A 24384-nucleotide genomic window follows, 5' to 3' on the forward strand; every position below is an offset into this window, starting at 1 on the left:
TCAGTTGCTGGCAGAGGAAAGACCTGTCCCGGGAGGAGGACGACGCCGTGGCGCTCGTGCGCGTGTACTGCGGTCTGGCCTCGGCGGACCCGGCTGATCGATCGGCCTCGGCCGGTTCGACGCTGACGTCCGCTGTGGTCGACGACGCAGGCCGTCTGCTGCATGTCTGCGAGATCGGCGACGACCCGGCTGGCTACGCCCAGCTCGTCGCGCTACTCGTGGAGCGGTCGGGCGGGCCGAGCGGTGCGGCCATCGCCGCCGACAGCGACGACCACACGGTCACCTCGCTGTTGAGCGCGGCGGGTCGGCCCCTGGCGATCGCCGACGACGACTCGGTGGACGACTTCGCCGAGCGGTTCGCCGACGACGACTCCCTGGAGGAGATGCAGTCGCCGCCGGCCGAACGTCGGGCTGTCGGCCTTGCCCGCGCGTTGCAGGCCGGCGCGCTCTCCGCGGTCACCCTGCCAGCACCGCGGGACCTCGCCGGCTACAAGCAGGTGCTCTCCGCGCACGCCGCGCTGGCCAGCGGTCGTCACTCCGCCGCCGTGGCCCTGCGCGAGGTGCTGCGCGAGCTCTACCCGGCGGCGCTGCGCGCGTACCCCGATCCGGCCGAGCCGGTCTCGCTGGCGGTGCTGGACGCGCTGCCCGAGCCGGGCATGCTCGGCGGCACCGTCGCCCGGGGCCGCGAGGTCTCGGTGGCGGCCGACGCCATCGCCGCGCACCTCGCCGCGGACGGGGTGGCCGACGCCGACGAGATCAACGATGCGGTCACCGCGTTGCGGGTCGCCATCTCCGAGACGCCGCGCCGCGCCGCGGTGAACCGGGCGCTCACCTCAGCGGTGGCCGAGACGGTCCGGCAGGCGGTCGCCTCGGTGCGCGCCTGCGACGCCGGTTGCGAGGCTCTGGTGAGCGCGCTCAGCTCGCGGGTCAGCACTCCCGCACCGGCGCCCGGCCGCCGGGCCGCCACCCGTCGTGGCGAGTCGATCAGCGACCTGGCCGGCATGGCCAACACCAGCACCGGGTTGCGGACGGTCCGGCCGACCTCGGCCCCGGCCGCCGCCGAGCCCGCACCCACCGGTGGTCGGCGCAGCCGCCCCGAGCCGGTCCCCGGCGGCGCCCCGCTGGCGTCGCCCCGCCCACTCGGGCCGCCGCCGGTCGCACCGGCTCCGGTCACCCCGCCGCCGGTCGCGCCCGCTCCGGTGGCCCCGGCCGCGTTCGCCGGCCCGCCGGTGTCCGCCCCGCCCGGGCGAGCCGAGTTCGGCCCGAGCCGGATCGACGGTCCGACCAACCGGCCGGTCTCCTCGCCGCCGCCCCCGCCTCCGGGGATCACGCCGATCGCACCGGCGCAGCGCGGCACGGTCCCGCCGGCCGAGGCCGGCGAGCCGTTCCGGCCGACGCTGACCACCGCCGCGATCAACAACGCGCGGGCCGAGCGGCAGCGCACCGTCATCCCGCCCCGCCCGAAGACCAACGGCCAGCCCCGCCCGAACCACCTGCAGCGTCCGGTCGAGGAGCCGCCCACCGGCGGGTTCAGCGCCACCGACCTCAGCATCCCGGTGCCCATCCCCCGGCCCGACCAGGAGTCGGCAGCGCCGGGCTCCCGGGCCAACTGGCCGCTGGTCAACAACCCGGAGGACCCGGCCGACAGTTCGCCGAACAACCCGGCCGCCTACTCGTATGGCGGCGGCCGTGGCATCGACGCTCCGACCGACCCGGGTCGCGCCGACGGCCGCGTCACCCCGCCCTGGCTGGCGGATGACCTGCCCCAGGAGCCACCCATGCTGCGGCTGGTGGAGCCGCCGCCGCTGGCCGATCGGGCGCTGCGCGAAGGGCTCAACCCGGCCGCTGACCCGCGCCTGGAGACGCCGCCGCTGCGGTTGGTCGACGCGGAGCAGGCCGCTCGCAACAGCCGCCCCGCAGCCCGCGCCGAGCGCGCTCCCGAGCACCGGCCGGCGCCTCCGGTCGAGCACCGGCCACCGCCGGTAGCAGACGAGGGCGACGGTGACCTCCTGATCTTCGCGCAGGCCAAGTCGGCCTGGTTCGTCGGGCAGACCGAGGAATCCGACCTGGACTGGTCGACGAAGGCCGACACCGGGTGGCAGGCCGCCGAGCAGGCCGCCCGCCCCGCGGTGGGTGCCGAGACGACGGCCGGGCTGCCAAAGCGGGTGCCGCAGGCCAACCTGGTCCCGGGTTCCCCGCTGCGCGAAGAGCGTCCACTGCGGATAGTGCGTGACGCTGCGAGCCTCGCCGAGAACACCACCGGCTACTTCCGCGGTTGGCGCCGCGGCCAGGAGATCGGCGGGTTCGCAGTGGGCGGCCGGCCGGGTCGCGAGGCCGCTGGCGGCTGGGACTTCAGCCGCGACCACGGCGACCGCGATGACGACCGGGAGTACGAGTACCGCTCCGCCGGCTACCAGTCCTGAGCGCTGTCAGCCACTCCGGCTGACAGCCCAGCGACACAAGCGCAGACCGACGACAAACGTCCGGGGTGAGAGGTCTCACCCCGGACGACGTCTATGTAAAGACCTCGGAAGGGACCTACCCTCCAGGGGTCGGATCCTTCCACGATCTCCGACGGTCGCGCACCGACCGGTCCTGGACAGCATTTAGCGCCCGGTGGCGGCCGAAGCTACCACCGGGCGCTGATCGCCCGATCAGGCCGGGGCGACGGCGCGCGTACGACGCATGGTGAGCACGTACTCGACCAGCGAGATCAACACGTGCTTCGTCGACTCCCGGTTACGGGCGTCGCAGGCCACCACCGGCACGTCGCTCGAGATCGCCAGCGCGTCCCGAACGTCCTGCGGGTCGTGGTACTGCATCCCGTCGAAGCAGTTGATGGCCACCAGGTACGGAAGCCGCCGGTGCTCGAAGAAGTCGATCGCCGCGAAGCAGTCGGCCAGCCGGCGAGTGTCCACCAGCACGACCGCACCGATGGCGCCCCGGACCAGTTCGTCCCACATGAACCAGAATCGGGTCTGACCCGGCGTACCGAACAGGTACAGGATCAGGTCACGATCGATCGAGATCCGGCCGAAGTCCATGGCCACCGTGGTCGTCGTCTTGCCCGGCACCTGCCGGGTGTCGTCGACGCCCACGCCGGCGGAGGTCATGATGGCCTCGGTGGTCAGCGGCGTGATCTCCGAGACCGAGCCGACCAGCGTCGTCTTGCCGACGCCGAATCCACCGGCGATAACGATCTTCGCCGACGTCACGCGCGCGCTCGGGTTCGGCGGGCGGTGCGACATGTCAGAGCCTGCGAAGTCCACTCAGCACCCTCTCCAGCAGTTCAGTGCCCACCGCGTCGTCGGAGTCGTCCAGGATGGTCGGCTCGTGGACTGCGACCAGGCCGTCCGTCGCCATGTCGGCGATGAGCACCCGGGCCACACCGAGCGGGAGCTGCATCCGCGCCGCGATCTCGGCGAGCGATTGCACGCGTCCGTCACACAGCGCGGCGATGTACTGGTGTTCGCGGCCCTGGCCGCCGTTGCCATTGGCAGCGGCCCGACCGCGCACCGTCGTCTCGACGAGCGCCTCCAGCGCGATGTCGAGCCGGGGACGGGTACGACCACGGGTAACGGCGTATGGACGGACCAACGCTCCGGTCGGTTCGTCACGATCGGCCATGTCGCCGCTCACCTCCTTCGTACCCCGTACCGGCTCCCACCGGTGACACCCGTCGTTGTTGTCGTTGCAGTTGCGCCGACCTCACGATCGGCGCGACGTCAGCCCAGCATTCCCGCGGCCGCACGCGGCTGCGGGGTCAAGGCGTCGCCCACCCGGTCGACCAGCAACGCCATCTCGTAGCCGACCTGCCCGACGTCAGAGCTGCGGGCGGCCAGTACGGCGAAGGACGAGCCATCCGAGATGGACATCAGGAACAGGAAGCCATTGTCCATCTCCACGACGGTCTGCAGTACGGCGCCTCCCTCGAAGCAGCGAGCCGCCCCCTGGGTCAGGCTGACCAGACCGGACGCGATCGCGGCGAGCTGGTCGGCCCGGTCCCGTGGCAGATCCCGTGACGACGCGAGGAGCAGGCCATCCGCCGAGACGGCGACCGCATGCGCGACACCGGGAACCCGGTCGGCGAAGTTGGCCAGCAGCCAACCAAGATCCTGCGTAGTTGTCATCCTTCTTGCTCCTTCTGCCCGCTCCCGGCCGCTGAGCCTGAGCCAGACTGCGAGGATTGCTGCCCTCCCGGAGTCGCCTCCGGGCTGGTCGGGTTGTCCGAGGTGCTACGCCCTCGCTGCACGCCCCGGTGGTAGGCGGAGAGCAGGCCACGGACCGCCTCCGGGGAGCGCCGCTGGACCGAGGTGGTGGGCTTCTCCACCGCGCCTGGCACCAACTGCGCCATCGGCTTGCGCTTCGGCAGACCGGTCGTGGTGGTCTCGCTCACTGGCGCCGTGCTGGCCGCTGCCGTGGCGGCACGCCAGCCGTCGTCGGCGGCGGTCTGCCAGCCGTTGGTCTGCTGCGGTTGGGGCCGGCGGGTCGGCAGGCTCTCGGCGAGGCTGGGGCGAGCGCCCCCGTTCGCTGTAGACCCGTTTTCCCGCGGCGCTCCTCCGGCCGTCGGAGTGTCTGCCATCGGCGTGTTACCTGTCGTCCCGGGTGGTGTCTTGTGGACGGCCCGACCGCTGGCCTCGACCGTAGCGAACTGCTGTGTCGCGGTGCCGCCGTTCGCCGCCGGCTGGGCTGCCGGGGCCGCCGCCTCATCCGTACCCGGCCGGCGGGTACGGAACCAGGCCGACTCGAGCTCCCGGAAGATCGGCAGCTCCATGGTCTCGTCCGCGTACCGCTGCCTGTTCTGGGCCTGCGGCTGGCGCGGCGCGGGCCGGCTCTGCGCCGGTGCCGCCGGGGTCGGTGCCGGCGGCTGGGCCGCGGCGGCCGACTGCTCGGGTCGTTGCACCCGTGGCAGTTCCGTCGTCATGTCCAGGGCGGCGGCGAGCCGCTCGGGAACCGGCGGGGTCGCCGCGTCCCGGTCGCCACCCGGCACCGGCGGCCAGGCCGGCGGTGCGGGGGCGTTGGGCGTCGACGCGGGCGGGGCGGATCGGGGCGCGAAGCCGCTGAACGACTGGCCGGAGGCCGGTGGCGCCGAGTACGGCTGACCGGACGCCGGGGTGGCCGAGACCGGCGACGCGGACACCGGAGGGCCGGCGTACGGCTGCCCGGAGGCCGGGGCGGCGGACACCGGCGAACCGGTGTACGGCGCACCCGAGTACGGCTGCCCGGAGTACGGCTGGCCGGAGGCTGGCGAGGCGGAGACCGGCGCACCGGAGTAGGGCTGGGCAGAGACCGGCGGCAGTGGCGGCGCGGAGACCGGCGGCGGCGAGTACGGGCGCGTCTCCGGGCTGCTGGGCAACTGCCTCGGGATGGCCTGCTGCTGACCGGTGTTCTGGGGCTCGTCACCGGACCGGCGCTGCGGCAGCGGGTCGATCGGCTGGCCGTTGGCCGTCCGCGGGGTGAACCCGTCCCCGCCGTTCGTCCCGGCCGCACCGGTGAGGTCCGACCAGGCCGGCATCGAGCGGTACGCACCGGTGTTGGCGGGGGTGCCGGCGCCGTTGCGCGAGGCCGGATCGAACGGGCGACCGCCCAGGGTGACCTGGTTGCCGGACTCGCTCGGGCGAGGACCGTTGCCCAGAGCGGGCAGCGCGCCGAAGGCCGGCGCGGGCCCACCGTGCTGCTGCGGGCCGCCGGCAGCCGGCAGCGCCGGCGGCTGCTGCACCCGGCCGGAGAGCGCCCGGGGCACCAGCACCGAGGTCGGCAGGGTCACGTCGGCGACCGTGCCACGGTCACCGCCGGGACGCAGCTCGACCCGGACCCCGTGCCGGGACGCAAGCCGGGCGACCACGACCAGGCCCATCATGCGGGACACGGCCACGTCCACCTGCGGCGGCGTGGCGAGCCGCTCGTTGAGCTCGTACAGCTGCTCGCGGCTGATGCCGATGCCGCGGTCCTCGACGTAGAGCGAGGCACGGTCGCCGACCCGGCGGGCCTCGACCATCACCTGCGAATCCGGCGGGGAGAACGCGGTGGCGTTGTCGAACAGCTCGGCGACGAGGTGCACCAGGTCGTTGACCGCGTGCGCGGCGACCTCGATGTCCCGGTCGATGACACCGAACTCGATCCGGGTGTAGTGCTCGACCTCGGACTGCGCGGCGCGCAGCACGTCGATGAGCGCAGCCGGCTCGCGCTGGACGCGGGTGGAGTCGGCGCCGGCGAGCACCAGCAGGTTCTCGTCGTTACGGCGCATCCGGGTGGCCAGGTGGTCGAGCTGGAACAGCTCGGCCAGCCGGTCCGGGTCTTCCTCGCCGCGCTCCAGCCGGTCGAGGTGACCGATGAGGCGGTCAACCAGGATCTGCGATCGGCGGGCCAGGTTGACGAACATGGTCGCGACGGAGGCGCGCAGCGCCGCCTGCTCGGCGGCCGTCCGGACGGCCTCCAGGTGGACGGCGTTGAACGCCTCGGTCACCTGGCCGAACTCGTCCTTGCTGCGCACCGGCAGCGGCTCGGCGATCTGGTTGGCCAGCTGCACCGGGGACAACTGCCCGACGACCTGCGGGTCGCGCAGCCGGGCCACCGCCTGCGGCAGACCGTACTGGGCGACGGAGAGGGCGCCCTGCCGCAGCTCACGCAGCGAGCGGGCCATCGAGCGGGCGACCAGGTAGGCGAAGAGGATGGCCAGCAGCAGCATGCTGAGCAGCAGGCCGGTCTCCAGGAACACCTGGCGCTGGACGTCCGAGCGCAGGTTGTCGGCCTCGGCGACCACGTCGCGGTCGAGCTTCGTCTCGACCGAGCGGATCAGCTTGGCGTTGGCCGTCATGGCCGAGTCCCACTGGTCCGGACCGAAGATCGCGCCGCGCATGTCGCCGGTGGTGTTGCCGTCCATCCAGCCGATGTAGTTCTGCGCCTCGCGGCGGTCACCGCCGGCGATCGTCTGATCGTGGAACGCGGCCTCTTCGGGGGTGGCGACGGCCTTGAAGCTCTGCTCCGCCTGCTGCTGGCCGGTGCCGCTGGCGATGTAGTCGGTACGCAGCACCGGGGTCAGCTGCTTCTGGTCCAGTGCGCGGTGCACGACGACCCGGCGTACGGAGAGGAACTCCTTCTCCCGGGCGACGGCCGCGGCGGCTCGCATCCGGTCGCTCAGCTCGTTGTTACCGGCGAGCTGGGTGGCCGACTCACGGATGGCGAGCAGGTTGTTGATCAGACCCTCGTACGCCTGGACGGTCTCGGTGAGCTTGAGCTTGCTGTTGTACACCTGGCTACGGGCGCCCGGCAGATCCTTCAGGTCCTGGTCGATCTGGTCGAGCAGGCCCTCCAGGCTGGCTGGCAGGTCCTCGATCTCGGCCCGCTGTTGCAGGTAGGGACCCTTCGCCTGGTCGACCCGGGAATTCACCCGGTTGTAGGCCTCCTGGTACTGCGCCTTCGGCTGCAGCCCGTCCGCCGCGGACAGCAGCACGGCGGCCGTCCGCTCGTCCTGCAGCGTGTCGACCAGGTCACCCGAGTAGCTCGACAGGTTGGCCAGGTCGCCGGCCCGGTTGGCATTGTTGAGGGTCTCCAGGTGGTCGACCAGACCACTGGTACCCACAACGACCGTGGCGATGGTCGGCACGATCATGATGAGACCGAGCTTGGACCAGATCGGCATGTCCCGGAGCCGGCTGGCCGGCCGGCGCAGCCGCGACAGGAAGGAGCCCGCCGTCTTTGGCCGTTTGCTCACGTCACCGCCCTCGCGATTACAGCTTCAGCGCGTTGCCCCGGGCAACGCCCAGCGACCGACCCGGCGGGTCGGACCCCCGAGATTCCACCATGTCGCCCGGCAAGAAGAAAGCCCAGGTTGTCACCGGCCGAATGTGTGATGAGATGTTGATACGATTTGATAGCAGTCCGTCTGGCCGGAGTAACTGAAGGTAATGGAACATCCGCACCGCGTTGTCCTGCTCGCCGGCCCTTCTGGCTCCGGAAAGTCCTACATAGCACAGCAAACCGGCCTACCGGTTCTCTGCCTGGACGACTTCTACAAGGACGGCGATGACCCTACGTTGCCGCACCGAAACGGTCAGGTCGATTGGGAATCACCTGAGTCGTGGGACGCCCTGACCGCGGTGGAGACGATTGCCCGCCTCGCCCGCGAAGGTCGGGCGGAAGTGCCGGTTTATGCGATCGGCGCAGATCGACGGGTGGCCACCCGGCCATTTGACGTCGCCGGATCGCCACTTTTCGTGGCCGAAGGGATCTTCGCCGCCGAGATTGTCGAGGAGTGCCGGCGCCGAGGGCTGCTCGCTGGCGCGTACGCGCTGCGTCGCCCGCGCGGCGCGACCTTCCTGCGCCGGTTGGCCCGCGACCTGTCCGAGCAGCGCAAAGCACCCCGCGTGCTGGTCCGACGCGGCGTGGCGCTGCTGCGCGCCGAGCCCGCGGTGTTGCGCCGGCAGACCGGGCTGGGTGCGGAGGCGGCCCGGGCCCGGGAGGTGCTGCACCGCGTGGCCGGCCTGCTCGCCGGCCACCCGCGCGGCTGACCGGTCAGGGCAGCAGCTTGGCGTACGCCGGCTTGATCACCTCATCGATGATCCGCAGCCGCTCGTCGAACGGGATGAAGGCGCTCTTCATCGCGTTGATGGTGAACCACTGCAACTCCCGCCAGCCGTAGCCGAACGTCTCCACCAACAGCGCCATCTCCCGGGACATCGAGGTGCCGCTCATCAGCCGGTTGTCGGTGTTCACGGTGACCCGGAAGCGCAGATCCCGCAGCAGGCCGATGGGATGGTCCGCGATCGAGTCCACCGCACCGGTCTGCACGTTCGACGACGGGCACAGTTCCAGCGGGATCCGCTTGTCCCGGACGTACGCGGCCAGCCGGCCGAGCACCGGCACCCCGCCCGGGCTGATGTCGTCGACGATCCGTACCCCGTGGCCGAGCCGGTCCGCGCCGCACCACTGGATCGCCTGCCAGATCGACGGCAGGCCGAACGCCTCGCCGGCGTGGATGGTGAAGTGGAAGTTCTCCCGCTGGAGGTACTCGAAGGCGTCCAGGTGCCGGGTGGGCGGGAAGCCCGCCTCGGCGCCGGCGATGTCGAAGCCGACCACCCCGCTGTCCCGGTGCCGCACGGCCAACTCGGCGATCTCCTGCGAGCGGGCCGCGTGCCGCATCGCGGTGAGCAGAGTGCCCACCCGGATACTCAGACCCGCCTCGACGGCCTGGGCGGTGCCCTCGGCGAACCCGGCCAGCACCGCCTCGACCACCTCGTCCAGGCTCAGGTCCTGTTCGAGGTGCTGCTCCGGGGCGAAGCGCACCTCGGCGTAGACCACCCCGTCGGCGGCCAGGTCCAGCGCGCACTCGCGGGCCACCCGGCGCAGCGCCGGCGCAGTCTGCATGACCGCCACGGTGTGCGCGAACGTCTCCAGGTAGCGCTCCAGGGAGCCCGAGTCGGCCGCGTCGACGAACCAGCGCCCGAGCGCCTCCGCGTCGGTGGTGGGCAGTTCGTGGCCCACCTCGGCGGCCAGCTCGACGATTGTCGCCGGCCGCAGCCCGCCGTCGAGGTGGTCGTGCAGCAGCGCCTTCGGGACCTTGACGATGTCCTCGTAACGGATTGTCGCGACCATGCTCAGACCCTAGTCGGCCGCACCGGGCCGGCCGACGGGACCGGCACGGACCGGTGGTCGGTGCGCCGCCCCGCCGGCACCAACTTCCGCACCGTTCCGGCCGGACGCCCCGCGTCGCCCGGCCGCAACGGCCGGCATGGCCTGACCGGCGCCGGTCAGGGACGCCAGCCGTACACCCGCTCGACGGCGAGCCGGAGCACCAGCCGGCCGTCAGCGACCATCGCCGCACGGTACTCGGCCCAGTCGGGGTGCTCGCCGCGGATCCGCCGGTAGACCTCGACCAGTTCCTCGACGCCTGCGTCGTCGAGCGCCGCCGCCGGCGGGGTGAATGTGACCACGCCCTCCGCGACCGCGTACGCCCCGCCGTCGGCGGTGGTGACGTGCAGGCTGGCCCGGGGATCGCGGCGCAGGTTGCGCACCTTGGCCCGGTCGCCGGTGGTGGAGCAGCGGATCAGGCCGGGTTCGGCGAGGTAGTCGAGGTTGGACAGCTGGGGCCGCCCGTCGCGGCGCAGGGTGACCAGCACGCCCCGGCCCCGCTCCCCGAACAGCTCCCACAGCCGTGCGTTCACGCCGGCACCCGCAGCGGGGCGAGGGCGGCGGCGAGCCGGTCCAGCTCGCCGAGCATCGTCTCGGCGGCGGCGTCACGCGCCGGGTTCGGCACCAGCTCGCCGGCATCGTCGAGGGCCTCCCGCAGGAACACGGTCACCGCCTCGTTGGCCGGCATCATCTTGAGGGTGGTCACCACCTGCTTGATCATCTGGACCGCGCGCAGGCCGCCCGAGGTCATGCCGTAGCTGACGAAGCCGACCGGCTTGTACTGCCACTCGGTGTAGAGGTAGTCGATCGCGTTCTTCAGCGGCGCGCTGAAGCCGTAGTTGTATTCCGGCATGACGAAGACGAAGGCGTCCCCGGCGTCGACGGTGGCGCTCCACTCCCGGGTGTGCCGGTGCAGGTAGTGACCCTCGGAGGGGTGGTGCGGCTCGTCGTGGAAGGGCAGGCCCACCTCGGCTAGGTCGACGAGGCGTACGTCGTCGAAGGCGTAGTGTGCGGTGGCGATGGCGGTGAACCAGTCGCCGATCCGGCGGCCCACCCGGCCGGGCCGGGTGCTGGCGACGATGACGGTCAGGCAGGGCATGGCGGTGTCGCTCCTGTGGTGGCGGGCCGGCGCGGGGCCGGCACGGTGAACGTGGGGATGAGGCGCTGCGCCAGCGGTCCGATGCTGACGGCGAAGAGGAGGGTGCCGGGGCCGACGGTGCCGCCGAGCGCCCAGCCCAGCGCGAGCACGCCGAGCTCGATGGCCGTGCGTACCCGCCCGATCGGCAGGCCGCGGGCGGCCAGCCCGGTCATCAGGCCGTCGCGTGGCCCGGGCCCGAGGCGTGCCCCGAGGTAGAGGGCCGTGGCGAACCCGTTGAGCAGGATGCCGGCGACCAGCAGGCCGATCTGGCCCGCGACCGGGGTCACCGGCGGCAGGACGGCGAGCGCGGCGTCGGCGGTGAACCCGACCACCACCGCGTTCGCGAGGGTGCCGACCCCGGGGCGCTGCCGCAGCGGGATCCAGAGCAGCAGCACGACCACGGCGACCAGGTTCACCACCTGGCCGAGGGGCAGCCCGGTCCGCTCGGCCAGCCCTTGATGCAGCACGTCCCAGGACGCGAGGCCCAGGTCGGCGCGGACCATCAGGGCCACGCTGACGCCGAACAGCACGAGGCCGGTCAGCAGGCGGACCAGCCGGCCCGGCAATCTGGTTGACATGTCACCAACCTTAGGCAGTGGATTGATGACATGTCAACCAGATGGCTAGGATGGTCGGCATGGACGAACCACGCTGGCTCGACGAGCAGGAGCAGAGCGCCTGGCGGGGCTACCGGCAGATGCGCCGCCTGCTCGACCTGGAACTGGCCCGCGAGCTGATGCGGGACGCGGGGCTCTCCGAGCCCGACTACGACGTCCTCTCCGACCTGTCGGAGACTCCCGACCAGCGGCTGCGACTCAGCGAACTGGCCGACCGGATGCTCTGGTCACGCAGCCGGCTCTCCCATCACCTGACCCGCATGCAGCAGCGCGGCCTGGTCACCCGCGAGGAGTGCGCGACGGATGGGCGGGGTGCCGTCGTCGCGCTCACCGCCGAGGGTCGACGCGCCATCGAGGCGGCGGCCCCCGGCCACGTGGCAGCGGTCCGCCGGCACTTCATCGACCTGCTCACCCCCGACGAGATCGTCGCGCTGGACGCGCTGGCCCACCGCGTGGTCGACCACCTGACCGGCCCGGACGACGCGCGGCGGTGACCGATGGTGGTGCAGGCACCACCATCGGACCGGCGTACGCGCACCATCGAAGTGACCCGTCCGGCTGCCTAGCGTCAACGGCATCACCAGAAGCCGACGCGGGGAGAGTTGCACGTGTTCACCACATTGGCCACAGCGGTGGTCCGCCGTCCGGGTCGGGTGATCGCCGGCTGGCTGCTCGCCATCGCCGCGCTCACCGCCGCCACCTTCGCCGTCTACGGGCCGACCGGACCGCGCCCCGCCGACAGCCAGGCCGACTTCCTGCCGGCCCGGTACGAGTCCGCGCAGGCCGCCGGCATCGCGGCGCGGATCTTCCCCGCGCAGCCCGGCAGCAGCGCGGTGCTGGTCGTCCGCCGGGCCGACGGGACCCCGCTGACCGCCGACGACAGCGCCCGCATCGACCGGCTGCCGCAGGAGCTACGGGTCGCCGGCGTCACCGAGGTGACCCCCGGCGCGGTCGCACCGGACGGGCGGCTGCGGCTGGCCGAGGCCCGCCTGTCCGGGGACGCGTACGAGGAGACCACCATCGCGGCGGTCGGGCGGCTTCGGGACGCCACCGACGATGCTCTGGCCGGCAGCGGACTGGTCGCCGGCTGGACCGGGGAGGCGGCCGGCGCCGCCGACAGCTTCCTGCTCGACATGATCGTCAACGGCGCCATGATGCTGGTGATCCTGCTCCTGCTGCTCGTCGTCTTCCGCAGCCCCACGATCGCGCTGGTCAACCTGTTCCTGGTGCTGCTGGTCGCGCAGGCCGCCACCGGCCTGCTTGCGCTGGGCGGAAAGGTCTTCGGGTACGCCCTGGACGCCTCCACCACGGGCCTGCTCCCGGTCGTGCTGCTCGGCATCGGCACCGACTACGCGGTCTTCCTGCTCTTCCGCTACCGGGAACGGCTGCGGGCCGGCGAGGACCGGCGCGCAGCGATGGTCCACGCGGTCGGCCGCATCGGCGGCCCGGTCACCGTGTCCGCGCTGGTCGTGGCGGTGGCGTTCGGCGCGTTGGTGCTCTCCCAACTGGCATCGTTCCGGGTGCTCGGGCCTGCCCTGGCCGTCGCCGTCCTGCTCATGGTGGCGGCCGCGCTGACGCTGTTCCCCGCGGTCTACTCGCTGCTCGGCCGCCGGGCGTACTGGCCGGCGAAGCTGGTCGCGTCGGGTGACGGCGGGACGCCGGGTGACGGTGCCGCCGCGCCGACCGGTCTGGCGGCCCGCGCCGGCCGGCTGGTCGCCCGCCGGCCCGCCCGGGTCGTGCTGGCCACGGTCGCCGCGCTCGGGCTGCTCGGCCTCGGCGCGCTGCACCACCGGCCGAGCTACGAACTCGACGCGCTGCCGCCCGGCTCCGAGTCGGCCCGGGCCCTGGACTGGCTCCGCTCCGGGCTGCCGGCCGGGACCCTCTCCCCGACCGTCGTCTACCTCACCGGGCCCGGGGTGGACGCGATCACCGCCGAACGGTTCGCCGCACGGCTCGCCGAGGTGCCCATCGTGGCGGCGCCGGGCGGGGTCGATGTCAAGGGGGACGTGGCCCAGGTTCAGGTGCTGCTCGCCGAGCCGCCGTACTCGCAGCGCGCCATGGACGCGGTGGAGCACCAACTGCGGCCGGCCGCGCACGCCGCGGCGCCGCCCGGCACCCAGGTGTACGTCGGCGGGGAGACCGCCACCTTCGCCGACATCCGGACCGTGCTCGACGAGGACCTCCGGCTGGTCTTCCCGGTGGGCGCCGGGCTGATCGGGCTGCTCCTGCTGCTGATGCTGCGCGGCCTGCTCGCCTCGCTGGGACTGCTCGCCGCCGTCGCGCTCGGCTTCGCCGCCACCCTCGGCACCAGTGTGCTGGTGTTCCAGGTCCTCGGCGGGCAGTCCGGGCTCAACTTCCAGCTGCCGCTGGTCGTGTTCCTCTTCGTCACCGCGATCGGAACCGACTACAACATCCTGATGGTCGCCCGGCTCCGGGAGGAGCTGCGCGCGGGACGCTCGCCCCGCCAGGCCGCCGAGGAGGCGGTACGCCGGGCCGGGCCCGCCGTCGCCGCGGCCGGGGTGATCCTGGCCGGCAGCTTCGGGGTGCTCGTGGCGTCGCCGATGATGGCCCAGATCGGGCTCGCCGTCGCCGTCGGCGTACTGATCGCCACGTTCGGGCTCTCCTGGTTGCTGGTGCCGGCGTCGACCGCGCTCACCGGCCGGGTGGCCTTCTGGCCGGCCCGTACCCGTCCCGAGCCCGGTGCGGCCACCCTGCCGGCGGGCGACACGGCCTCGGCCCCCGCGCTGGCGGCGGACGCCGTGACGGCTGGGACAATGGCCCGATGAGCGGGGTGCGGCGGGCCTGGGGCGAGCTGAACCAGTTGGCCGTCACGGCGGGGCTGGCCTGCGCGGGTATCGGCTTCGCGCTGGCCACGCTCCTGACCGCCGGGCTCAGCCTGCTCGGCGTCGGCCTACCTCTGCTCGACCGCACCCTCACCGGCACCCGGGCGCTGCTGGAGCGGCAGCGTCACCGGGTGCCCGACCCGCCGATCCGGTCGGCGTACCGGCCGGTGTCGGGCGGGCTGACGGCCCGGCTGCGGACGATGGCCGGCGACCCGGCCACCTACCGGGACCTCGCGTTCCTGTTCGCCCACTTCGCCTACGCCCCGGTCGCCGTGGTGCTCGCCGTGGGTATCTGGCTCGGCGCCGCGCAGGGCCTCGCCATGCCGGCGATCCACACCGTGGCGCCCGGCGCCGTCGACAACTACCTGGGCCTGCCGATCGACTCGCTGGGCAACGCGGGGCTGGCCGTGGTGCTCGGGCTGCTGGTGGGGGTCGGCGCGTACTGGCTGCCCCGGGGGCTGCTCCACCTGGACGAGGCGCTGACCCGTGCGCTGCTCGCGCCGACCGCCCGGGCTGCCCTCGCCGAGCGGGTGGTGGAACTGGCCGATACCCGCGCCCAGAGCGTCGATGCGCAGGCGGCCGAGCTGCGCCGCATCGAGCGGGACCTGCACGACGGCGCGCAGGCGCGGCTGGTCGCGATGGCGATGAACCTCGGCCTCGCCGAGGAGCTGCTGGCCCGCGACCCGGAGGCAGCCCGCGGGCTGGTCACCGAGGCCCGTACGAGCGCCGGCACCGCCCTGTCCGAGCTGCGCGACGTGGTACGCGGCATCCACCCGCCGGTGCTGGCCGACCGGGGGCTCGCCGGCGGCCTCGCCGCCCTCGCCCTCGGCGCGGCCCTGCCGGTCGACCTGGACGTCAACCTGCCCGACCGGCTGGCACCCCCGCTGGAGTCGGCGCTCTACTTCACCGCCGCCGAGCTGCTCACCAACGCGGCCCGGCACAGCGGGGCGGCGCGGGTGGCGATGCGGCTGCGCCGGGTCGGCACGACGGTCCGGCTGACCGTCTCCGACGACGGCCGGGGCGGCGCCGACCCGGAGCGGGGCACCGGGCTGGCCGGCATCCGGCAGCGGCTCGCCGTCTTCGACGGCCGCGTCCGGATCAGCTCGCCGGCCGGTGGGCCTACCGTGGTCGACGTGGAGCTGCCGTGCGAGTCGTGATCGCCGAGGACCTGGCACTGCTGCGCGACGGGCTGATCCGCCTCCTCACCGCGTACGGCGACGAGGTGGTGGCCGCCGTGGAGACCGGCGACGAACTGCTCGCCGCCCTGCTGGAGCACCGTCCCGACGTGGCGGTGGTGGACGTCCGCCTCCCGCCGACCCACACCGACGAGGGGCTGCGCGCCGCGCTGACCGCCCGGGAACGGCTTCCCGGCCTGCCGGTGCTGGTCCTCTCCCAGTACGTCGAGCAGCTCTACGCCCGGGAGCTGCTCTCCGACGGCGCCGGGGCGGTGGGCTACCTGCTCAAGGACCGGGTGGCCGACGTGACGCAGTTCGTCGCCGCGGTGCACCGGGTCGCCGACGGCGGGATGGCGATGGACCCCGAGGTGATCTCGCAGTTGCTGGCCCGGCCCGCCCGGGCCGCACCGCTGCGCCGGCTCACCCCGCGCGAGCACGAGGTGCTGGCGCTGATGGCCGAGGGACGCTCCAACGGCGCGATCGCCCAGCGCATGGTGGTCACCGAGAAGGCGGTCAGCAAGCACATCAACTCGATCTTCGCGAAGCTCGACCTGCGCGACTGCGACGACGACCACCGCAGGGTCCGCGCGGTGCTGACCTACCTGGACGCCTGACGTGGACCCCCGCATCGTCGACCGGCTCCGCTGCCCGGTCTGCGCCGAGCCGCTGGCCGAGGTCGCCGCTGGCGGTGCCAGCGCGCTGCGCTGCCCGCGCCGGCACAGCTTCGACGTGGCCCGCCAGGGTTACGTGAACCTGCTCGCCGGCCGCGCCCCGCACGTCGGGGACACCGCCGAGATGGTGGCCGCCCGCGCCGACTTCCTCTCCGCCGGCCACTACGACCTGATCTCGACCGCCCTCGCCGCCGCCGCGACACAGGCCGTTGAGCACCTGGCCGGGGAGCACCTGGCCGGGGAGCGCGAAGCCGAGGAGCACGAAGCCGGGGAGCGCGCCGTCGGGTCGTACCCCCTGGTGGTGGATGCCGGGGCGGGGACGGGCCGGCACCTCGCGGCGGTGCTGGCGGCGCTGCCGGACGCCGCGGGTCTCGCCCTGGACGTGTCGAAGCCGGCGCTGCGCCGGGCCGCGCGGGCGCACCCGCGCGCGGCGGCGGCGCTCGCCGACACCTGGCAGCGGCTGCCCCTGGCCGACGCCGGCACGGCCGTGCTGCTGAACGTCTTCGCCCCGCGCAACGGGGCGGAGTTCCACCGGGTGCTCGACCCGGCCGGGTCCCTGCTCGTGGTGACGCCGGCCGAGGACCACCTCACCGAACTGGTCGGCACCCTCGGCCTGCTGCGGGTGGACCCCGCCAAGGCCGACCGGGTCGCCGAGAGCCTCGGCGGACACTTCACCCCGGCGACGTCGACCGTGCACCGGCGGGAGCTGGCACTGACCGGCCCGGAGGTCGCGACGCTGGTCGGGATGGGCCCCAGCGCCTGGCACACCGACCCGGCCGGGCTCGCCGCCCGGGTGACGGCCCTCGCCGAGCCGGTACGGGTGACCGTCGCGGTGCGGCTGACCGTCTGGCGCCCGATGCCCCGCTGACCGCCCGCCGCTCCCCGTGCCGGGACCCGACCCGGCCGGTCAGGTGGAGAGGTCGACCTCTTCCCAGCCGGGGGGCTCGTCGTGGTACGGCCCGCGCAGGATCACCGCCCACTCCAGCGCCCAACGCCGCTGCCCGATCGCGTTCGCGTCGACCAGCCCGGGCACCGGCCGGCCGCTCCGCTCGGTCTCCAGGTACGCCCAGTCCAGGCAGTAGTGCAGGTCGAGCAGGGCGGCCACGTCGGCGGGGTGCTGCGGCGCGGTGAGGATCCGGGATCGCCAGTGCGGGAACATCTCCCCCGCGGCGATGTGCGGCAACCGCTCCATCAGCTGCTCGTCCACGGCGAGGGTCGGGTCGAGCTGCTTGGTCAGCCCGAGCACCCAGGCGAGCGCGAAGAGCGCGTCGTGGTGCAGCACGAACGAGCGGTGGTCGCCCTTGCCGCCCATCACGAACTGCCACTCCGGCGGGGTGACCATCTCGACCAGGTGCGAGCCGAGCAGCCAGCTCATCGCCGCCTGCGGGGGCATCCCGAAGCAGCGGGCCAGGATCAGGTGCAGCACGGCGATCCGCGCCTCGATCTCCGCCGTGGGGCGCAGCTCGATCTTGTCACCCGGCTCCCAGACGAGCGGGAACTGGGCCGGCGGCAACGGCAGGCCGAGCCGGGACAGCTCGTCCAGGCTCGCCTCGCGCACCTCACGGGGGTTGGGGGCAGGTACGGTCACAGCGGAGTCTTCCTGTCTGCTCGCGACGGCTCAAGGCCGGCTATCCCCCCTTGGCCTGCGAGAATAGCGCCCCCTGGTGACGGGCACCATGCCACCCCGACTCCGCGCTTGGTCAGCCGATCCGCTCGATGACCAACGGCGTCGCCGCTGGTGCGGTCGGCGCGATCCGCATGGCACGGGCAGCCTCTGCCAGCGCCGCCGGGATCCGCGCCGGGTCCTCGGCGCGCAGCTCGTAGAGGGGGTCGCCGGCCCGTACCGGGTCGCCCGGCCGCTTGTGCAGCACCACCCCGGCCGGCACGCTCACCGGGTCCTCCTTGCGGGCCCGGCCCGCGCCGAGCCGCCAGGCCGCCACCCCCATGTCGTACGCGTCGACGGCCGCGACGTGCCCGTCCTGCTCGGCGCGGACCACCTCGACCTCCGGGGCGACCGGCATCGGCGCGTCCGGGTCGCCGCCCTGCGCCCGGACCATCGCCCGCCAGGAATCCATCGCCCGGCCGTCCCGCAACGCCGCCGCCGGATCGGCGTCCGACAGGCCGGCCGCGTCGAGCATCTCCCGGGCCAGGGCCAGCGTCAGCTCCACCACGTCGGCCGGACCGCCACCGGCCAGCACCTCGACCGACTCGGTCACCTCGACCGCGTTGCCGATCGCCAGGCCGAGCGGCGTGGACATGTCGGTGAGCAGGGCGACCGTCCGGACGCCGTGCGCGCCGCCCAGCTCGACCATGGTGCGGGCCAGCTCGCGGGCCTGGTCGACGGACTTCATGAAGGCACCGGAGCCGACCTTGACGTCGAGGACCAACGCCCCTGTGCCCTCGGCGATCTTCTTGCTCATGATCGAGCTGGCGATCAGCGGGATCGCCTCCACCGTGCCCGTCACGTCGCGCAGCGCGTACAGCTTGCGGTCGGCGGGGGCGAGCCCGGCGCCAGCCGCGCAGATCACCGCGCCGACGTCGCCGAGCTGCGTGATGAACTCGTCGTTGCTCAGCGCGGCCCGCCAGCCCGGGATGGACTCCAACTTGTCCAGCGTGCCGCCGGTGTGGCCGAGGCCGCGCCCGCTCAGCTGCGGCACGGCCGCGCCGCACGCCGCCACCAGCGGGGTGAGCGGCAGGGTGATCTTGTCGCCGACGCCGCCGGTGGAGTGCTTGTCGACGGTCGGGCGACGCACCGCCGAGAGGTCCAGCCGCTCACCGCTGGCGATCATCGCGGCGGTCCACCGCGCGATCTCCGGCCCGGTCATGCCGTTGAGCAGGATCGCCATGGCCAGCGCCGACATCTGCTCGTCGGCGACCACCCCCCGGGTGTACGCGTCCACCACCCAGTCGATCTGCGCGTCCGACAGCACACCCCCGTCCCGCTTCACTCGAATGACATCAACAGCAGCAAAACCACTATTCATCAGAAGATCTCTCTAGTCGTATCGAGATACCGGCCCGCAACCGTGACCGACGTACGGCCGTGCCCACGACGGGGCCGGGGCCAGCAACAAAGATCAAGACCAGCGAACCGGGATCTCCATCGGCGGCTCACCCTCACCGGCCCAGAAGATGGTCCCGGTCGCGTCGACCACCACCACCCGGGGCGTCCGGGCCATTCCCCAGGTGATCGCCTCTGCGGGGTCGTCCCAGCTCGGGGCCTCCTCCAGCACACCGGTTTCGGCGCCCGCGTCGTCCCCGGCCGACCGCTCCCAGTACGCCGTCCAGACCTGCTGCCCGGCGGACATGTCCGGGTGTACGAAGACGGTGCCGCGTCCACGCCAGGCGGCCAGCCGCTCCGGAACCACCGGCACCGGCGTCTCGCCGGTCACCGCCTCCAGGTCCTCCACGCCGAAGGCGTGTGGCAGCAGCTCGGCCATCCGCAGCGGGCGGTCCCTGGTCTCGATCAGGCACTCCGGCCCACCGTGCTCCCAGAGCAGCTGCCGGCACCGGCCGCACGGCATCAGCGGCTCACCCGTGGCGTCGACGCAGGAGAGCGCGACGAGCCGACCACCGCCGGTGGCGTGCAGGCTGGAGACCACCCCGCACTCGGCGCAGAGGGTCACCCCGTAGGCGGCGTTCTCCACGTTGCAGCCGACCACCACCCGGCCGTCGTCGACCAGAGCGGCCGCACCGACCGGGAACGTCGAGTACGGCGCGTACGCATGCCGCATCGCATCCGTGGCGGCGGCGCGCAGGCGCGCCCAGTCGATCTCGGTCATCCCATCATTCTGCCGCACCGCCATCGTGGCCTGCGGCGGGACCACCTCGGCCCCGCCGCGTCGGCCACCGGGCGTCAGCCCTTGATGTACGGCTTGCCGTCGGCGGCCGGTGCCCGGACCCGGCCGACCAGCCCGGCCACCGCCAGGATCGTCGCCAGGTAGGGCAGCATGGCCAGGAACTGGCTGGGGATCGCGCTGTTGATCGCACCGAGATAGGTGGCGAGCTGGTCGGCGAAGCCGAAGAAGAGCGCGGCGAGCAGCGCCCCGGTCGGGTTCCACCGGCCGAAGATCAGCGCGGCCAGCGCGATGAAGCCCTTGCCGCCGATCATGTTCTTGGTGAACGAGTAGAGCGCCAGCGTGTAGGAGGCACCGCCGATGCCGGCGACCACACCGGCCAGCAGCACGTTGCGGTACCGCACCCGCAGCACCTTGACGCCGAGCGTGTCGGCGGCGGTCGGGTGCTCACCGACCGAGCGGGTACGCAGCCCCCACCGGGTGCGGAACAGCGCGATGTGGATCACCAGCACCAGGAGCAGGCCGAGGTAGAGGAAGATGTTGCCGCGGAACAGCGCCGGGCCGAGCACCGGGATGTCCTTGAGCAGCGGGATCTCCCAGTTGCTGAATCGGGGAGCGCTGTTGTACCGCTCGATGTTGGTCTGCATCAGCCGCTCGTAGAGGAAGCCGGTGACGCCGACCGCGAGCAGGTTCAGCACGATGCCGATGACCACCTGGTCGACCAGGTAGCGGATGGCGAAGATGGCCAGCAGCAGCGAGATGAACGCGCCGCCGAGCGCGGCGGCCACCAGGCCCACCCAGACGTTGCCGGAGATGCTGCCGAAGAGCGCGCCGCTGAACGCGCCCATCAGCAACTGCCCCTCGATGGCCACGTTGACCACACCGGAACGCTCACAGAGCACGCCGGCCAGCGCACCGAAGATCAGCGGCAGAGCCAGGATGAAGGTGCCCCGGATGATGTTGACCAGCGGCATGAAGTTCTGCCCGGTCGGCGCGGCGGAGACCTGCCAGCAGAGGAACGACAGGACGAAGCCGATCAGCCCGACCCCGAGCACGGTGGTGAACCAGCGCTTGGGCACCCCGGCGAGCAGGGCCGCGCCGGCGGCGATCGCGATGATCCCGAACAGGATCGCGCCGATCGTGCCGTTGATCTCCAGCGCGGCGCCGCCCGCGTCATCGCTGAGCGTGAACCGGGCCTGCTGGTCGGTGGCGAGCGCGCCGAAGAGCACCGCCGAGAGCAGGCCGAGCGCGAGCAGCACGAGGCCGACCTTGCGGTTCCGGGTCCAGAAGCCCTCGTCGACCGCGGCGACCGCCACGTCGGGGACAGCCATGGTGGACATGAGTTACCAGCCCTTCGCCAGGCTCGTCTGCAACCGGGCTGCTCGTGCGGCCCGGAGCTGGAAGATCGCCTTCACCAGGGCGGGCGCGGCGATGAAGATGACGATCAGGGCCTGGAGCACCGTGACCAGCTCCAGTGAGATCCCCGAGTACGACTGCATCCGGTTGCCGCCGGCCTGTAGCGCCCCGAACAGCAGCGCCGCCAGCAACACCCCCCAGGGCTTCACCCGCCCGAGGAGCGCCACCAGGATGCCGTCGAAGCCGATCTGCGCGACCACCAGCGGGGTCAACGCGCTGGCGGTGGAGCCGAGCACCATGTTCGAGCCGCCGAGACCGGCCAGGATCCCGGCGAAGACCATGATCAGGATGTACGTCCGGGTGACGCTGATGCCGGCGGTGCGGGCGGCGTCCGGGTTGGCACCGACCGCGCGCAGCTCGAAGCCGAGCGTGGAGCGGTTGAGCAGCCAGGCGACCGCCCAGGTGGCCAGCACGGCGAGCAGGATGCCGGCGTGCACCCGCAGGTTGTCGCCGAGCAGCCGGGGAAGCTGCGCGGAGCTGTCCACCGCCTTGCTGATCGCGTCGGTGCGGTTCGGATCCTGCACGCCGTTCTGCACGATGAGCCAGGTCAGGAAGTACGTGGCGACGTAGTTGAGCATGATCGTGTTGATCACCTCGTGCGCACCGGCACGGGCCTTGAGGATGCCGGGGATGAAGCCCCAGATCGCCCCGCCCAGAGCGCCGGCCAACACCGCCACCAGCAGGTGCAGGCCGGGCGGCAGCGGCAGCAGGAAGCCGGCCAGCGCGGCGAAGATCACGCCGATGGTGGCCTGGCCCTGGGCGCCGATGTTGAACAGGCCGCCACGGAAGGCCAGCGCCACCGACAGGCCGGTGAAGACCAGCGGCGCGCTGTAGGTGAGCGTCTCGGAGATCGGCGCGAGCACGGCCTCCCAGCCGTTGGTGCCGTTCAGCCAGCCGGAGAACGCCTCCGGGTCGAAGATCGAGCCCTTGAACAGGTTCGCGTACGCCTCGCTGACCAGCGTCCAGCTCGAATTGAGCGCGTCGGACGGGCGGGAGGTGATGTACGAGTAGGTGGCGAGCACGTCCGGATCAGAAATGATCATCAAGACCGCGCCGACCACGATCGCCAGCACCAGAGACAGCAGGGTCACCGTGAAGGTGTTGGCCGCCCAGAGGTTGTCCAGGAACAGCCGGCCCAGGGCGGGCTTCGGCTCCGGCGCCGGCCGGCCGGGCGCGGTCGCCGACTCGGCCTGTTCGGTGTTGCCCAGAGCGGTCTGCGCGGCCTGCGCCTCGCTCGCCGGTTCCTTGTCCGGCGAGCCGGACTGCGGGTTGGGGTCGCTCATTCCTCGTCCTCGCTCGCGGGGCGTGCGGCGCTCGCCGGGCCCCCGTCGGTCACCGGGCCGTCGGTCGGCGCACCGTCGGTGGCCGTTCCGCCGGTAGCCGTGCCGCCGGTCGCCGTGCCGTCGGTCGGCGCGGCGTCCGCACCGCGCTCGGGAAGCGCGTCCGGGCTGATGCCGGCCATCAGCAGGCCGATCTCCTCGCGCGGGGTGTCCGGGCCGACGATGCCGATGATGCGGCCCCGGTACATCACCGCGATCCGGTCGGCCAGCCCGATCACCTCGTCGAGTTCGCTGGAGACCACCATGACGGCGGTGCCGATGTCCCGCTCGCGGATGATCCGGCTGTGGATGAACTCGATCGACCCGACGTCGACGCCGCGGGTCGGCTGGGCGGCGATGAAGAGCTTCAGCGGCCGGGACATCTCCCGGGCCACGATCACCTTCTGCTGGTTGCCGCCGGAGAGGGTGCCCACCGGCGCGTCGGCCGATGAGGTGCGCACGTCGAACTGCTCGATCCGCTCCTTCGCCGACGTCGCGATCGCGTCCGGCTTGAGTGCGAGCCCGGCGCCGAACGGCGGCCGGTCGTAGATGTCCAGCACGAGGTTCTCCGCGACGCTGAACTCCTTGACCAGGCCGTCCACGCTGCGGTCCTCGGGCACGTAGCCGACGCCGGCGCGGAGCACCTTCTTGGTCTTCCAGCCGTCGATCCGGTCGCCGGCCAGGCTGACCGTGCCGGCGAGCAACGGGCGCAGGCCCATGATCGCCTCGATCAGCTCGGTCTGGCCGTTGCCCTGCACGCCCGCCACGCCGAGCACCTCGCCCGCGCGCACGGTCAGGTCCACGCCGTCGACCGCCCGGATCTGCCGGTCGTCGTCGACGACCAGCCCGGCCACCTCCAGCACCGGCTCGCCCGGCGTGGCCGGGGACTTCTCCACGGTGAGCCGGACGTTGCGCCCGACCATCAGGGCGGCCAACTCGTCGCGACTGGCCTCCGGCAGGGCGGTGCCGACGGTCTTGCCGCGCCGGATCACGGTGATCCGGTCGGCGATCGCCTTGACCTCGCCGAGCTTGTGGGTGATGAAGACGATCGACTTGCCGGCGGCCTTGAGCGACCGCATGACCGTCAGCAACTCCTCGGTCTCCTGCGGGGTGAGCACCGCCGTCGGCTCGTCCAGGATGAGCAGGTCGACATTGCGGGTGAGCGCCTTGACGATCTCGACGCGCTGCTGGATGCCGACCGGCAGGTCCTCGATCACCGCGTCCGGGTCGACCCGCAGGTTGTAGCGCTCGGACACCTCGGCGACCTCGCGCCGGGCCCGCCGCCGGTCCAGGAAGCCGGCGATGCCGCCCCGGACCTGCTCGGCGCCGAGCATGATGTTCTCCGCCACGGTGAAGACCGGCACCAGCATGAAGTGCTGGTGCACCATGCCGATCCCGGCGGCGATCGCGTCGGACGGGCCCTTCAGCTTCAGCGGCTTGCCGTCGACCAGGATCTCGCCCTCGTCGGGCTGGTAGAGCCCGTAGAGGACGTTCATCAGGGTCGACTTGCCCGCGCCGTTCTCGCCGAGCAGGGCGTGAATCTCTCCAGGCTCGACCGTCAGATCGATGTGGTCGTTGGCGACCAGATCACCGAACCTCTTGGTGATGCCGCGCAGTTCGAGTCTCAGCGCAACCTCCTGGAGTGCGAGCGATGGTGCAGCGTAGCTGCCGTTGACCGAGCCGGACTGGCCCGGTCACCGTGGCGCGCGATCGGCCGCTCCGGCCCCACGGGTGGTTAACCCGCGGCGCCGGAGCGGCCGGATCGGTCGTACCTGTCC

Annotated in this window: 21 protein-coding genes; 7 read left to right on the forward strand and 14 right to left on the reverse strand. The window is 72.8% G+C overall.

Going from position 1 to position 24384, the window contains the following annotated elements:
* Nucleotides 1-23 precede the first annotated feature (23 nt).
* Nucleotides 24-2423 carry a transposase gene (locus ACFY29_RS11220; RefSeq protein WP_386986650.1) on the forward strand — a complete coding sequence of 800 codons (2400 nt, stop codon included), beginning with the start codon at nt 24-26 and terminating at the stop codon, nt 2421-2423.
* Between the two features lie 231 nt (nt 2424-2654).
* Here ACFY29_RS11220 and ACFY29_RS11225 read toward each other — a convergent pair whose 3' ends face one another.
* The 4 genes from ACFY29_RS11225 to ACFY29_RS11240 form a co-directional block, all read right to left on the reverse strand.
* Nucleotides 2655-3248, reverse strand: coding sequence for an ATP/GTP-binding protein (locus tag ACFY29_RS11225; RefSeq protein ID WP_328423405.1), 594 nt, complete (start codon nt 3246-3248; stop codon nt 2655-2657).
* A gap of 1 nt (nt 3249) precedes the next feature.
* Complete coding sequence (locus ACFY29_RS11230; RefSeq protein WP_030329021.1) at nt 3250-3627, reverse strand: DUF742 domain-containing protein; 378 nt, start codon at nt 3625-3627, stop codon at nt 3250-3252.
* 98 nt (nt 3628-3725) lie between these two features.
* Nucleotides 3726-4130: a roadblock/LC7 domain-containing protein gene (locus ACFY29_RS11235; protein WP_007455462.1), complete on the reverse strand. Its 405-nt coding sequence runs from the start codon at nt 4128-4130 to the stop codon at nt 3726-3728.
* The gene (locus tag ACFY29_RS11240) at nt 4127-7714 is read right to left on the reverse strand and encodes a nitrate- and nitrite sensing domain-containing protein (protein WP_386985220.1); all 3588 of its coding nucleotides are present in this window, start codon (nt 7712-7714) and stop codon (nt 4127-4129) included. Before ACFY29_RS11240 ends, ACFY29_RS11235 begins: the two co-directional genes overlap by 4 nt.
* Before the next feature lie 502 nt (nt 7715-8216).
* On the opposite strand from ACFY29_RS11240, the gene ACFY29_RS11245 reads away from it, so the two are divergent.
* A complete protein-coding gene (locus tag ACFY29_RS11245; protein WP_386985222.1) occupies nt 8217-8510 on the forward strand; it encodes a hypothetical protein in 294 nt (97 codons plus the stop codon).
* A gap of 4 nt (nt 8511-8514) precedes the next feature.
* Here the strand turns inward: ACFY29_RS11245 and ACFY29_RS11250 are convergent, their stop codons facing one another.
* The 4 genes from ACFY29_RS11250 to ACFY29_RS11265 form a co-directional block, all read right to left on the reverse strand.
* Nucleotides 8515-9594, reverse strand: a complete 1080-nt coding sequence (locus tag ACFY29_RS11250; protein ID WP_386985224.1) for an adenosine deaminase — start codon at nt 9592-9594, stop codon at nt 8515-8517.
* A 155-nt stretch (nt 9595-9749) separates the two neighbouring features.
* Nucleotides 9750-10163, reverse strand: coding sequence for a PPOX class F420-dependent oxidoreductase (locus ACFY29_RS11255; protein ID WP_328423397.1), 414 nt, complete (start codon nt 10161-10163; stop codon nt 9750-9752).
* Nucleotides 10160-10729, reverse strand: coding sequence for an NADPH-dependent FMN reductase (locus tag ACFY29_RS11260; RefSeq protein WP_386985226.1), 570 nt, complete (start codon nt 10727-10729; stop codon nt 10160-10162). Before ACFY29_RS11260 ends, ACFY29_RS11255 begins: the two co-directional genes overlap by 4 nt.
* Nucleotides 10717-11364: a YitT family protein gene (locus ACFY29_RS11265; protein WP_386986653.1), complete on the reverse strand. Its 648-nt coding sequence runs from the start codon at nt 11362-11364 to the stop codon at nt 10717-10719. Before ACFY29_RS11265 ends, ACFY29_RS11260 begins: the two co-directional genes overlap by 13 nt.
* A gap of 41 nt (nt 11365-11405) precedes the next feature.
* On the opposite strand from ACFY29_RS11265, the gene ACFY29_RS11270 reads away from it, so the two are divergent.
* The 5 genes from ACFY29_RS11270 (at nt 11406) to ACFY29_RS11290 (ending at nt 16942) form a co-directional block, all read left to right on the forward strand.
* A complete protein-coding gene (locus tag ACFY29_RS11270) occupies nt 11406-11879 on the forward strand; it encodes a MarR family winged helix-turn-helix transcriptional regulator (protein ID WP_386985228.1) in 474 nt (157 codons plus the stop codon).
* Between the two features lie 114 nt (nt 11880-11993).
* Complete coding sequence (locus ACFY29_RS11275) at nt 11994-14171, forward strand: MMPL family transporter (RefSeq protein ID WP_386985230.1); 2178 nt, start codon at nt 11994-11996, stop codon at nt 14169-14171.
* Nucleotides 14168-15385, forward strand: coding sequence for a sensor histidine kinase (locus tag ACFY29_RS11280; RefSeq protein ID WP_386985231.1), 1218 nt, complete (start codon nt 14168-14170; stop codon nt 15383-15385). The genes ACFY29_RS11275 and ACFY29_RS11280 overlap by 4 nt, the downstream gene beginning before the upstream one ends.
* Nucleotides 15373-16017, forward strand: coding sequence for a response regulator transcription factor (locus ACFY29_RS11285; RefSeq protein ID WP_328423387.1), 645 nt, complete (start codon nt 15373-15375; stop codon nt 16015-16017). Before ACFY29_RS11280 ends, ACFY29_RS11285 begins: the two co-directional genes overlap by 13 nt.
* A gap of 1 nt (nt 16018) precedes the next feature.
* Nucleotides 16019-16942, forward strand: a complete 924-nt coding sequence (locus tag ACFY29_RS11290; protein ID WP_386985233.1) for a putative RNA methyltransferase — start codon at nt 16019-16021, stop codon at nt 16940-16942.
* 39 nt (nt 16943-16981) lie between these two features.
* Here the strand turns inward: ACFY29_RS11290 and ACFY29_RS11295 are convergent, their stop codons facing one another.
* The 6 genes from ACFY29_RS11295 to ACFY29_RS11320 form a co-directional block, all read right to left on the reverse strand.
* Nucleotides 16982-17662, reverse strand: coding sequence for a DUF4272 domain-containing protein (locus tag ACFY29_RS11295; RefSeq protein ID WP_328423385.1), 681 nt, complete (start codon nt 17660-17662; stop codon nt 16982-16984).
* Between the two features lie 112 nt (nt 17663-17774).
* The gene (locus tag ACFY29_RS11300) at nt 17775-19058 is read right to left on the reverse strand and encodes a thymidine phosphorylase (RefSeq protein ID WP_386985236.1); all 1284 of its coding nucleotides are present in this window, start codon (nt 19056-19058) and stop codon (nt 17775-17777) included.
* A gap of 93 nt (nt 19059-19151) precedes the next feature.
* Nucleotides 19152-19880 (reverse strand): cytidine deaminase, encoded by a 729-nt coding sequence (locus tag ACFY29_RS11305; protein WP_386986656.1) that lies wholly within the window; start codon nt 19878-19880, stop codon nt 19152-19154.
* Between the two features lie 50 nt (nt 19881-19930).
* Nucleotides 19931-21211 (reverse strand): ABC transporter permease, encoded by a 1281-nt coding sequence (locus ACFY29_RS11310; RefSeq protein ID WP_328423380.1) that lies wholly within the window; start codon nt 21209-21211, stop codon nt 19931-19933.
* Between the two features lie 3 nt (nt 21212-21214).
* Nucleotides 21215-22570, reverse strand: a complete 1356-nt coding sequence (locus ACFY29_RS11315; protein WP_386985238.1) for an ABC transporter permease — start codon at nt 22568-22570, stop codon at nt 21215-21217.
* Nucleotides 22567-24234, reverse strand: a complete 1668-nt coding sequence (locus ACFY29_RS11320) for an ABC transporter ATP-binding protein (protein WP_386986659.1) — start codon at nt 24232-24234, stop codon at nt 22567-22569. Before ACFY29_RS11320 ends, ACFY29_RS11315 begins: the two co-directional genes overlap by 4 nt.
* Between the last annotated feature and the right edge of the window lie 150 nt (nt 24235-24384).

The organism is Micromonospora sp. NPDC000668 (assembly GCF_042897975.1).
Taxonomy (GTDB): domain Bacteria; phylum Actinomycetota; class Actinomycetes; order Mycobacteriales; family Micromonosporaceae; genus Micromonospora.

Coding starts and splice junctions, on each gene's coding strand:
- ACFY29_RS11305 (WP_386986656.1), bottom strand. CDS start 19,880: ATGGCGGTGCGGCAGAATGATGGGATGACCGAGATCGACTGGGCGCGC.
- ACFY29_RS11230 (WP_030329021.1), bottom strand. CDS start 3,627: ATGGCCGATCGTGACGAACCGACCGGAGCGTTGGTCCGTCCATACGCC.
- ACFY29_RS11310 (WP_328423380.1), bottom strand. CDS start 21,211: ATGTCCACCATGGCTGTCCCCGACGTGGCGGTCGCCGCGGTCGACGAG.
- ACFY29_RS11280 (WP_386985231.1), top strand. CDS start 14,168: ATGAGCGGGGTGCGGCGGGCCTGGGGCGAGCTGAACCAGTTGGCCGTC.
- ACFY29_RS11225 (WP_328423405.1), bottom strand. CDS start 3,248: ATGTCGCACCGCCCGCCGAACCCGAGCGCGCGCGTGACGTCGGCGAAG.
- ACFY29_RS11235 (WP_007455462.1), bottom strand. CDS start 4,130: ATGACAACTACGCAGGATCTTGGTTGGCTGCTGGCCAACTTCGCCGAC.
- ACFY29_RS11250 (WP_386985224.1), bottom strand. CDS start 9,594: ATGGTCGCGACAATCCGTTACGAGGACATCGTCAAGGTCCCGAAGGCG.
- ACFY29_RS11270 (WP_386985228.1), top strand. CDS start 11,406: ATGGACGAACCACGCTGGCTCGACGAGCAGGAGCAGAGCGCCTGGCGG.
- ACFY29_RS11300 (WP_386985236.1), bottom strand. CDS start 19,058: ATGAATAGTGGTTTTGCTGCTGTTGATGTCATTCGAGTGAAGCGGGAC.
- ACFY29_RS11260 (WP_386985226.1), bottom strand. CDS start 10,729: ATGCCCTGCCTGACCGTCATCGTCGCCAGCACCCGGCCCGGCCGGGTG.
- ACFY29_RS11315 (WP_386985238.1), bottom strand. CDS start 22,570: ATGAGCGACCCCAACCCGCAGTCCGGCTCGCCGGACAAGGAACCGGCG.